This is a genomic window from Chitinivorax tropicus (genome assembly GCF_014202905.1).
In the GTDB taxonomy this organism is placed as follows: Bacteria; Pseudomonadota; Gammaproteobacteria; order Burkholderiales; family SCOH01; genus Chitinivorax; species Chitinivorax tropicus.
The window spans coordinates 144,672-155,459 of the sequence record NZ_JACHHY010000010.1; the positions used below are offsets into that span (position 1 = coordinate 144,672).

The following is a 10,788-nucleotide window of genomic DNA, read 5'->3' on the forward strand; positions in this document are numbered from 1 at the left end:
GCTGAAAAATGAATACGGCATCTTGTCGAAAGCATATTCATTTCGGCGCAAGCAGCATATAATGGCTGACGATTGCTGCGGTGCAGCATTTGGAGAAGAAACGTGACTCACCCTGGAGAACAAGCGTTACCTCGTATTGTGATTGTTGGCGGCGGAGCCGGCGGCCTGGAACTGGCAGTGCGCCTAGGCGACAAACTGGGCAAGCGGAAACAAGCCGAAATCGTGCTGATCGATGCCGCCCGAACCCACCTTTGGAAACCACTACTGCACCAAGTTGCCGCCGGCACACTCGACAGCCACGCCGATGAACTTGAATACCTGGCGCTGGCACGCTGGCATCACTTCACCTTCCGCCTGGGCCGCATGGATGGCCTGGCCCGCGCCAAGCGGGAAATCTACCTCGCCCCCACACTTGATGAAAATGGCGAAGAGCTCCTTCCCAGGCAATCGATTCCCTACGACAACCTTGTGCTGGCCATTGGCAGCCAGACCAATGATTTCCACACCCCAGGCGCCCGAGAACACGCCATCATGCTCGACTCCGCCGCCGCCGCTGAGCGCTTCCACCACAAGCTGATCAACGCCTGCATCCGTGCCCAAGCCACCAAACAGGCCGCAGGCGAGGGGCGGATGACCGTCACCATCATTGGCGGGGGCGCAACGGGTGTGGAGCTGTCGGCAGAGCTGCATATGACCACCCGCATTCTGAGCAGCTATGGTTTTGCCAATATCCACCCGGAAAAAGACTTGAAAATCGTCATCGTCGATGCAGCTCCCCGCCTGCTCTCTATGCTGCCAGAACGTGTGTCAGCGGCAGTCGGCCTGGAATTGCGCAAGATCGATGTGGAAATACATGCCAACGAACGAGTGGTCGAGGTATCACCGCAAGGCGTGAGCATGGCAAGTGGCAAATTCATCCCCAGCGGCCTGGTAGTATGGGCCGCCGGCATCAAGGCACCTGACTTCCTGAAAGACATCGACGGCCTGGAAACCAATCGACTGAATCAGCTGGTGGTTGATCAGCACCTGCAAACCACCCGTGATCCAAATATCTTCGCAATGGGGGATTGTGCGACCTGCCCACAGGGCGAGGGCAAACCTGCTGTCCCACCACGCGCCCAGGCGGCACATCAGCAAGCCACCATGATGGTCAAGACGCTGACCAATCGATTGAAAGGCAAAGCTCTCCCGACCTTTCGCTACCACGACCATGGCTCATTGGTCTCGCTAGGTGAATACAGCACGGTCGGCTCATTGATGGGCGGTCTGGCAAAAGGCAGCCTGTTCATCGAAGGGCTATTCGCCAAGGTGATGTATTGGTCGCTGTATAAAAAACACCAAGTGGCCATCAATGGCTGGTTCCGCACCTGGCTTGCCACCTGGGCGGAAACCATTGCCCGCGTACGCAATCCTCGAATCAAATTGCATTGATATCGGGAACCGGCACGCATCAATCCACTCTAACTACAGGTTGGGTCAATCAAACCCAACCTTGCCCCGACCATCCGCAGCCCTCTGCTGGCTGGGGCATTGCAGCCCACCTGTCTGCAAAGGAGAAGACGATGAACGATCCCCTACTCTCACCACAGGAAGCACTGGCCGAATTCGACCCCGTCCTCTGCGCGCTCTATGGCGACCACCCCTGCCAGTCCGCCCAAGAGGTTGCAGACGCCATGATCAGCGCAGATCAATCCTGGCGACAATTCGCCCGTGCTCATGACGAGGCGGGCTCCGCCAGCTGGGTGCACATCGGCTGATCACTCCACGCGAAAGCCCACTTTCAGCGTAACCTGCCAGTGGGCAATCTGGCCATTCACCAACTGGCCACGCGTTTCGATCACCTCAAACCAATCGAGGTGATGGAGGGTCTGTGCTGCTTTTTCAATCGCATTACGAACAGCCTCATCCGACCCCTTGTCCGACGACCCAACCAGCTCCACCAACTTATAGACATGCCCGGTCATGTTGCACCCCTCCTGTTTTTGGTCACCCACGCCATCCTTCCTTCATGTTCAGCATAGCAATGTCCCCCTACCCTGGCTGCCCATTCGCAGGCAGGCCTGGCAAATCAGCTCCAGCCCTGGCTTTCCAGGCACCACTTGGAAACGCCTTGCACCAGGCCGACTCTCAGGATCTCAGTACATTCCCGGCTAGGCAAAGCAATTGATGCATCGCAAGATATTGCTTTGCAATTTGCTGTAGTGTTGTCGGATGCAAGCATCGTGCTATCGATTTTTCGAATATGAAATATCGGTATTACGCGATAAATTCGATGGATTTACTGGTAGAATCTCGGCAAATTCACGAATGCGATCAACGTCCTGAGCAGATACACACTTGATGATCCGATCGTATTGCCCACCCTATTTTTTTGACTGAGTCGAGCATGTCCGCTTCCTACTTCACCGAACGCGTTTTGAGTGTCCACCACTGGAACGATACCCTGTTCAGCTTCAAGACCACCCGTGATCAAGGCCTGCGTTTTCACAACGGCCATTTTGTGATGATCGGCCTGGAAGTTGAAGGTCGACCTCTGATGCGTGCTTACAGCATTGCCAGCCCGAATTATGAGGAACACATGGAGTTCTTCTCCATCAAGGTACAGAACGGGCCGCTGACATCACGCCTGCAACACTTGAAGGAGGGCGACCAGATCCTCGTCAGCCGCAAGCCCACCGGCACCTTGGTGCTGGATGACCTGAAGCCTGGCAAACACCTGTACTTGTTTGGCACCGGAACGGGTTTGGCACCGTTCATGAGCATCATCCAAGACCCGGAAACCTATGAGCGGTTTGAAAAAGTCATTCTGTTCCATGGTGTGCGGACAGTCAGTGAATTGGCGTATGCAGACTTCATCACCAAGCAATTGCCCGAGAATGAATTCTTTGGCGAGGCGATTCGTGACAAGTTAATCTATTACCCAGCGGTGACCCGTGAGACATTCCGTAATCAAGGTCGTCTGGGTGATTTGGTGGATTCCGGCAAGCTGTGTGCAGACATTGGCCTGCCGCAGCTGAACCCCGAAACTGACCGCGCCATGATCTGCGGCAGCCCGAGCATGCTGAAAGACACCTGCGCAATGCTGGATTCAAGAGGTTTCAAGGTATCACCTCGCGTTGGCGAGCCCGGCGATTATGTGATCGAGCGCGCATTCGTCGAGAAATGATCCAGTCGTATACCAACCAGAAGACGGCCTGTTGAAAAGACAGGCCGTTTTTTCATGAAGACACTCAATGACACTGCCAGACTGGGCGATGCACCAAGCATCCTTCCAGGTCAAATACCGGCACCGCTGTCATGCCAATCCATGAATGCAGCATCGCCGCCCATAGCGTGATCCCTTCCAGGCTCTTGGCAATCAGCATCCGCTGCCGCTCTGGCGACAGGTCTGCATGAATGTACTCCAACCCCATGATGCTGTGATGTTCATCCGCTTCGACGTGGATATCAAAATACTCGTCGCCTGCCCCCAATCGTTGCATGGTCGGTGCAACCACCTTGAAAAAGTCATTTGAGCAACGCTCGATACCACAATTCAACGCCACCAGCCATTTGTCACGATCCTGCTCAACCGCCATCTGATATGCCAGATTCACACAAGCGTTGGTTTCCGGTGTGGTGATGACCGCCCGAATCTCATCTGACGATTGCAGCAGGCCTTGCTTGAGCATCCATTTCAACAACAGCTGGTGATGGGTGGATTCCCCGGATGCATGCGCTGAATAAAAGGGCATCATGTGGTTCTCGTGCATGGGGGTCAGCCCGAGCATCAAACCCATGACCTTGGGAAAAGTTGCAGAATGATAATAAAGCTGACACGCACACGCCTTGAAATCCCGAGGGGATTGCATGTGCTGGATGAATTCAAAGAATGGCATACCCCGCACCGTTTCGCTGGCCCGATGGATCGGTCCAACGATCCAATCATACTGTCGTGCAATTTCCGACAAGCGCTCGCTCGAAATCAGCTGGTAGTGTTGATCCAAAACAACAGGGCCAGAAAAAGTCGAGTGTGATTGGCTCACAGACATGGCATGCCTCCAAAACCGGAACTGACCTACGCTTTCCACATCGAATATACGGATTAAAAATCAATGCCAATATATTAATTTTTAAAACAATTTCCATCCAGCCAAACTATTGACACCACATAGCCGATTGAAAGAACTTTCATTACTGACCATCGCGAAAAGTGTCCGACCTCATGACTGGCCCGCCATTACAAGCCACCATACATCAGCAGATCAACACCATGATCCGACGACATGCTCCATCTGCCAATGAATCATGCCCCCTTGCAGATCTTGCCAACGCAAGGAACGCTGGGATTCACCCAATTCACTACCTGCATATAGCCGGATTTACGTGATTGGTATATTTATCAGAATCAACAAACAACCACCTGATCAACAAGGCTGATCGCAATGGCGGCAGCCATCCTTGCAAACCTAGGCCTGGTACAACCTATTTCTTGAGTGTGACAACGCTTCGTGTTACAACTAAATCAAGAATGATCCAGGCTCTCACCGGAGGATCGCCTCATGGGCAAACACTACCGGGTTCACATCTCCGTCGCCCCCCTTGGTGCAACCGAGGTCAAAAAAGCCCTCACCGCCATCCGCGAGGCATGGACATCACCTCACTACATCAACAAATTGGAGAAAAACAAGGTTTTTTTCCTGCAAGCCTCAGCCGAAGCAGGCTTTCTCCCAGATGAAAGCGAACAGGCCTTCGCCCAACGGGTGTCGGTTGCCATCTGGAAGAAAGTCGGTCGTTACGTCAAAGTGGTCATCGACACCAGTGACAGCGACGAAGTCCCCACCGACTGTTTTGAATTGAGCGAATACGACTACCGAAAACTGATGCGTGCCAGCTGAGCTTCGTGCGCCACTGGCCATCCAGTTGAATGGCCTCGCGGCTCGACATCGAAGCCGCCCTTTATCGCCAGGTACCCTCCCCTAACGGCACTGGGCGACTGCGTCCGCCAAACGCTCGACCGCAATCACCTCCATCCCTTCGATAGGCGTCTTGGGGCGATTGGCCTTCGGGACAATAGCCTTGGTAAAGCCCAGCTTGGCAGCCTCCTTCAATCGCTCCTGCCCACGCTGCACCGGTCGCACCTCCCCGGCCAGCCCCACCTCACCAAATACCACCATTTTCTCAGTCAAGGCCCGATTCCGCATCGAAGACACCACCGCCAACAACACGGCAAGATCTGCCGCCGGCTCGGCAATTTTTACACCGCCAACAGCATTGATGAACACGTCCTGATCGAAACAGCCGATCCCGGCATGGCGATGCAACACCGCCAACAGCATAGCCAACCTGTTCTGCTCCAGCCCCACTGACAAACGACGTGGATTGGGCGAGTGGGCATCATCGACCAATGCCTGTACTTCGACCAGCAGCGGGCGGGTACCCTCCTGCGTCACCATGACACAAGAGCCCGGAACCGGCTCTTCGTGCTGCGACAAAAACAAGGCAGAAGGGTTGGACACACCACGCAGCCCCTTGTCCGTCATGGCAAAGACACCCAGCTCATTGACCGCACCAAACCGATTCTTGATTGCCCGGATCAAACGAAAACTGGAATGCGTATCCCCTTCGAAATACAGCACCGAGTCCACAATATGTTCCAGCACCCTTGGCCCCGCCAGTGCACCCTCTTTGGTGACATGGCCGACGATGATCATGGTCGTACCATGCGATTTGGCGTACCGGGTCAGTTGCGCCGCACACTCCCTGACCTGGGCTACGCTCCCCGGCGCAGATTGCAACGTATCGGTGTACACGGTCTGAATCGAGTCGATCACCACGACATCCGGCTTTTCCGTGGCCAGCGTCGCGGCAATCCTTTCCAGCTGGATCTCGGCCAACAGCCGCACAGAGGCGGCATCAACCGCCAACCGTTTGGCGCGCAACGCAATCTGCTGTGCGGATTCCTCACCACTGACATAGAGCACATGCCGCGTCACCCCTACTTGTGCCAGGGCCTGCAGCAGCAGCGTGGACTTGCCGATTCCCGGATCGCCACCGATCAATACCACCGCGCCTTTGACCAACCCCCCGCCCAGCACACGATCCAACTCATCGATACCGGTCGGGTGTCGTGGCACCTCTTCCGCTGTCACGGCGGAAAGCGACTGCACCTCACTGGATTTCGCCAATCCGGCAAAGCGCTTTTGCGTGCTTTCCAAAATCGTTTCACTGAGGGTATTCCACTCCCCGCAATGCGGGCACTGCCCCTGCCACTTTGAAGATTGCCCACCACAAGCCGCACAACTATATGCGGTTTTTATTTTACTCATTGACATACACCCCAGCCGAGAAAATACAGCGCAACTTGACAAATGACGATGGTCTCACTCGAGAATATTGCAATTGACATATTTATTCAATTATGAATCCGTGTGAGTTTTGAACTATTGATTCAGAAATCTGTCACAGAAACGACGTCGATGATTTTTACATGTTATTGAAAATTCATTGACTTGCGACTGACAATTCCTTGTCATGTTTAAATTTTCTTTTTCTGGCACAAAGATTGCTGATGGTCTATCAACACAATAAGACCAGAAAACTGGCAAACGATTTCAAATTTTCAGGGGATAAACATGGGCGTTTGGCGTTGGCTTGACTATTTCAAACCCGGCGAGAAAGGGATGGGGCAACAGCCCCGGGCTCAGTTGTTGACCGAACAACAAGCTGCCGATTTTCTTCAACCCTTTCTTTTGCATAAAAACGCTGCCGAATGGCTGCAAAGTGATCGTCGCTCCGACCCGGTGATTTCTTTTCTGCTGATTGATGGAAAACCCCATTACTTACAAGATGATTTACTGGAATTCATCAATCAATTGGTTCAGCCCGCACAGATGTACTTCATCGAGGGCGTGCCGGCAGGCATTGATCGACGGACTGGCAATGAAAGGCGAGCTGGAAATGATCGTCGCTTCCACGCGGAGATTCAGCTTCAGCCCACAGTGGAGCGACGCATCTATGTCAAACCGGATCGTCGCCTGCGTGGCCCGCTGGATCGCCGTGGCAAATGATACCGTGACACCCGACCCTGCTGGCGTGGATCATCAAATCGTATCAACCGACACTTGATGGTACAAACCAGCTCTCATGCGTCTATGTTCACGTTCGTTGCCGCCTCCCAAGAGGATTGGACTCTGCCCGTTGTCGCCTGACCGCCTTTGGATCAGCCTGCAACGGGCGGTAGATTTCAACACGATCACGATCACGCAGCACCGTGTCCGGTGTGATAGGCCTGGAGAAAACGCCCAGTTTCAAGACCTGCGCCGCCAGCTCCGGATGTTTGCCAAACAAGCCCGACATCTCAATGGCCTGCTTGGCTGTCGTGCCTTCAGGCACCGTCAGGCTCAGCAAGGTCTGCTGACTTGCCAGGGCGTACACCACTTCGACCCGAATACTGATCATGGGGCATACACCTTGTCTGCCCGTCGGATGAAAGCATCCACAAACGTATTGGCAATTTTGCTGAAGACCGGGCCGATGATTTTCTCAAGAACACCATTTGAGAATTCATAACTCAGCTTGAACTCGATCTTGCACGCGGCCTCGCCCAGTGGCGTGAACAGCCACAATCCTTCCAGATGTTGAAATGGCCCATCCACCAGCAACATATCGATACGCTGGCCAGGCTGATTGGTATTCCTGGTCGTGAACTGATGTTTCAGCCCATGATAATCGATGAACAGCGTCGCGGTCGTCTCTTCACCCTGCCTGGACAGCACCTGCGTTCCGCCACACCAGGGCAAAAACTCCCGATATTGCTCGATCGCTTCGACCAGATGGTACATTTGCTGTGCGGTGTGCTCCACCAGCACAGTCTTGACAACTTGATGCATCGGTTTTTGCCTGAAAACTGGTAAAATGCCTGATTTTACCCGATTCGTTGCTCGCGCTGCAGCCAAGTGGGGTTCCAGCAAGCCCTGTGCGCCATGCTTCGTTTCTCGAATCGATATTGGTTACTGTAGTAGCCCCGTACAGCATCCACAATATGGCCTTCGAATCAGGTCAACCATTAAGGCATCAAGCCAGATGAGCATCATCAACAACCGCAAAGCCTTTCACGATTACTTTATCGAAGAAAAGTTCGAGGCCGGCATTGTGCTGGCAGGCTGGGAAGTCAAAGCCATCCGCGCAGGTCGAGTACAACTCAAGGAAGCCTACGTCATTGTGCGCAACAGCGAGATCTACCTGTTCGGCTGCCACATCACCCCCCTGCTATCCGCCTCGACCCACGTGCAGCCCGACCCGCTACGCACACGCAAGCTACTCCTGCATATTGAAGAAATCCGCCGCCTGATCGGCAAAGTCGAGCGCGCTGGCTACACACTGATCCCACTCGACCTACACTACACCAAGGGCCGGATCAAAGCTGAAGTCGGCCTGGCAAAAGGCAAGAAGCAACACGACAAACGTGAAAGCGAAAAAACACGCGAATGGCAGCGTGAAAAAGCCCGCTTGCTACGTAATAAGGTTTAACCCCGCAAGGAATGCCCATGGACAAAATCCTCATCCTGGACTTCGGTTCTCAAGTCACCCAACTGATTGCACGACGCGTCCGCGAAGCGCATGTCTACTGCGAATTGCATCCTTTCGATATGAGCATCGATGCAATCCGCGCATTCAATCCCAAGGGGATCATCCTGTCCGGCGGCCCCAACTCGGTATACGAGAGCGACTACCAAGCCGACCCAGCCCTGTTTGAGCTTGGCATTCCCGTCTTGGGCATCTGCTATGGCATGCAATGGATGGCCCAGATGCTGGGCGGCAAAGTCGAAGCCGGCAAGGTGCGTGAGTTTGGCTATGCAGAAATCCGCGCCCGTGGTCATAGCAAACTGCTGGAGGGTTTGCAGGATCGTACCAATGACGCCGGCCACGGCCTGCTGGATGTCTGGATGAGCCACGGCGACAAGGTCACCACACTCCCAGATGGATTCAAGGTCATCGCTGAAAACCCATCCTGCCCGATTGCGGCCATGGCCAATGAAGACCGGCACTGCTATGCGGTACAGTTCCACCCGGAAGTGACCCACACCAAGCGCGGCACTGAAATGCTACACCGCTTTGTGCTTCACATCTGCAATGCCAAACCCGCTTGGACGATGCCCAATTACATCGACGAAGCCATCATCAAGATCCGCGAGCAAGTGGGCGACGAAGAAGTCATCCTCGGCCTGTCGGGCGGCGTTGACTCATCTGTAGCTGCCGCACTGATCCACCGCGCCATTGGCGACAAATTGACCTGTGTATTCGTTGATCACGGCCTATTGCGGCTGAATGAAGGGCAGATGGTCATGGACATGTTCGCCCGCAACCTGGGCGTCAAAGTCATCCATGTCGATGCCAGTGAAACCTTCATGCAACACCTGGAAGGCGTGACCGACCCAGAGCAAAAACGCAAGATCATTGGTCGTGAATTTGTGGAGGTTTTCCAGCACGAAGCCAAGAAACTGCCCAATGCAAAATGGCTGGCACAAGGCACCATCTACCCGGACGTCATCGAATCGGCAGGCGCCAAGACCAAGAAGGCCCACACCATCAAGAGTCACCACAATGTCGGCGGCCTGCCAGAGACATTGAACCTCAAACTTCTTGAACCCCTACGCGAACTATTCAAAGACGAAGTCCGCCAACTGGGCATCGCGCTGGGTCTACCCCACGACATGGTATATCGCCACCCCTTCCCCGGCCCCGGCCTGGGCGTGCGGATACTGGGCGAAGTTAAACGCGACTATGCCGACCTGCTGCGCCGCGCCGACGCGATTTTCATCGAGGAGCTGCGCAACACCAAGAATGCCGATGGCAAAAGCTGGTATGACCTCACCAGCCAAGCATTCGCAGTCTTCCTGCCGGTCAAGTCCGTCGGTGTCATGGGCGATGGCCGCACATACGACTATGTAGTCGCCCTGCGCGCCGTAGTCACCACCGACTTCATGACCGCACACTGGGCAGAGCTGCCCTATGACCTACTTGGACGCACCTCCAATCGCATCATCAACGAAGTACGAGGCATCAATCGAGTGGTTTATGATGTCTCTGGCAAACCACCTGCCACGATTGAGTGGGAATGATCCCGCGTCTGGCAATAGCTGGCACGGGCTAGCACCAACCACCCCTGAAACCCGCATCCGTGCGGGTTTTTCATGTCTGCGTCTGGCAACGACTGGCAAGAGTTGGCAATGCCAAGCACTTACATTTCGTGGCATCGAAGTTGGTATGCTCATTTAGTGATGCCATGATTGACCTTTCCCCACCACGGTATACCAAGAATTAGTTAGCATGGAGGGCGATAGGAGCTCACATGCGCAAGGCGAGATTCAACGAAGTCCAGATCATTGGCATCCTGAAAGAAGCAGAAGGCGGCATGCCTGTTGCCGAGTTGTGTCGCAAGCACGGTATTTCAGATGCGACGTTCTACAACTGGCGTAACAAGTTTGGCGGAATGGATGCATCTGACGCCCGACGGCTCAAGCAACTCGAAGACGAGAATGCCCGGTTGAAGCGGATGGTGGCGAACCAGGCACTTGATATTGAGATGCTGAAGGAAGTGCTGGCAAAAAACTGAGTCGGCCTGCCGATCGATGCCGTGCTGCGGAGCATTTGATTACATCTCGTGGCATATCTGAACGGCGGGCCTGCACGCTGGTTGGTGTGAATCGTAAAACGTTCCGGCGACCACCGCCTATTGATCGTGATGAGGCACTGCGGAACCGGCTGGTTGAGCTAGCGGAGCAGCGTCGTCGCTTCGGATCACCC

13 protein-coding genes are annotated in these 10,788 nt (G+C 54.4%); 8 read left to right on the forward strand and 5 right to left on the reverse strand.

Translation table 11 applies throughout. The annotated features are described in order from the left end of the window. The first annotated feature begins 102 nt into the window (after positions 1 to 102). Positions 103 to 1,431 carry an FAD-dependent oxidoreductase gene (locus HNQ59_RS09695; RefSeq protein WP_184038369.1) on the forward strand — a complete coding sequence of 443 codons (1,329 nt, stop codon included), beginning with the start codon at positions 103 to 105 and terminating at the stop codon, positions 1,429 to 1,431. 131 nt (positions 1,432 to 1,562) lie between these two features. Continuing rightward, the gene (locus HNQ59_RS09700; RefSeq protein ID WP_184038372.1) at positions 1,563 to 1,757 is read left to right on the forward strand and encodes a hypothetical protein; all 195 of its coding nucleotides are present in this window, start codon (positions 1,563 to 1,565) and stop codon (positions 1,755 to 1,757) included. Here the strand turns inward: HNQ59_RS09700 and HNQ59_RS09705 are convergent, their stop codons facing one another. Then, a complete protein-coding gene (locus HNQ59_RS09705; protein WP_184038434.1) occupies positions 1,758 to 1,964 on the reverse strand; it encodes a dodecin in 207 nt (68 codons plus the stop codon). Positions 1,965 to 2,386: 422 nt separating this feature from the next. Between HNQ59_RS09705 and HNQ59_RS09710 the strand changes: the two genes are divergently transcribed. Then, on the forward strand, positions 2,387 to 3,166 hold the full coding sequence (locus HNQ59_RS09710) for a ferredoxin--NADP reductase (protein WP_184038375.1): 780 nt from the start codon (positions 2,387 to 2,389) through the stop codon (positions 3,164 to 3,166). 64 nt (positions 3,167 to 3,230) lie between these two features. Here the strand turns inward: HNQ59_RS09710 and HNQ59_RS09715 are convergent, their stop codons facing one another. Continuing rightward, on the reverse strand, positions 3,231 to 4,031 hold the full coding sequence (locus HNQ59_RS09715) for an iron-containing redox enzyme family protein (RefSeq protein WP_184038378.1): 801 nt from the start codon (positions 4,029 to 4,031) through the stop codon (positions 3,231 to 3,233). A 510-nt stretch (positions 4,032 to 4,541) separates the two neighbouring features. On the opposite strand from HNQ59_RS09715, the gene HNQ59_RS09720 reads away from it, so the two are divergent. Continuing rightward, on the forward strand, positions 4,542 to 4,877 hold the full coding sequence (locus tag HNQ59_RS09720) for a hypothetical protein (RefSeq protein WP_184038381.1): 336 nt from the start codon (positions 4,542 to 4,544) through the stop codon (positions 4,875 to 4,877). Positions 4,878 to 4,958: 81 nt separating this feature from the next. Here the strand turns inward: HNQ59_RS09720 and radA are convergent, their stop codons facing one another. After that, complete coding sequence (gene radA, locus HNQ59_RS09725) at positions 4,959 to 6,308, reverse strand: DNA repair protein RadA (RefSeq protein ID WP_184038384.1); 1,350 nt, start codon at positions 6,306 to 6,308, stop codon at positions 4,959 to 4,961. Positions 6,309 to 6,614: 306 nt separating this feature from the next. Between radA and HNQ59_RS09730 the strand changes: the two genes are divergently transcribed. Beyond that, the gene (locus HNQ59_RS09730) at positions 6,615 to 7,049 is read left to right on the forward strand and encodes a P-II family nitrogen regulator (protein WP_184038386.1); all 435 of its coding nucleotides are present in this window, start codon (positions 6,615 to 6,617) and stop codon (positions 7,047 to 7,049) included. An 88-nt stretch (positions 7,050 to 7,137) separates the two neighbouring features. On the opposite strand, the gene HNQ59_RS09735 is transcribed toward HNQ59_RS09730, so the two are convergent. Together HNQ59_RS09735 and HNQ59_RS09740 are read right to left on the reverse strand one after the other, a co-directional pair. Then, on the reverse strand, positions 7,138 to 7,440 hold the full coding sequence (locus tag HNQ59_RS09735; protein WP_184038388.1) for an RnfH family protein: 303 nt from the start codon (positions 7,438 to 7,440) through the stop codon (positions 7,138 to 7,140). Continuing rightward, a complete protein-coding gene (locus HNQ59_RS09740) occupies positions 7,437 to 7,871 on the reverse strand; it encodes a type II toxin-antitoxin system RatA family toxin (RefSeq protein ID WP_184038390.1) in 435 nt (144 codons plus the stop codon). Before HNQ59_RS09740 ends, HNQ59_RS09735 begins: the two co-directional genes overlap by 4 nt. A 25-nt stretch (positions 7,872 to 7,896) precedes the next feature. On the opposite strand from HNQ59_RS09740, the gene smpB reads away from it, so the two are divergent. From smpB to HNQ59_RS20000, 3 genes are all read left to right on the forward strand, one after another. Further along, positions 7,897 to 8,511, forward strand: coding sequence for an SsrA-binding protein SmpB (gene smpB / locus HNQ59_RS09745; RefSeq protein WP_281397200.1), 615 nt, complete (start codon positions 7,897 to 7,899; stop codon positions 8,509 to 8,511). Positions 8,512 to 8,522: 11 nt separating this feature from the next. Beyond that, positions 8,523 to 10,103, forward strand: coding sequence for a glutamine-hydrolyzing GMP synthase (gene guaA / locus HNQ59_RS09750; protein WP_184038394.1), 1,581 nt, complete (start codon positions 8,523 to 8,525; stop codon positions 10,101 to 10,103). A gap of 230 nt (positions 10,104 to 10,333) precedes the next feature. Further along, positions 10,334 to 10,597 (forward strand): transposase, encoded by a 264-nt coding sequence (locus tag HNQ59_RS20000; RefSeq protein WP_184038397.1) that lies wholly within the window; start codon positions 10,334 to 10,336, stop codon positions 10,595 to 10,597. Positions 10,598 to 10,788 lie beyond the last annotated feature (191 nt).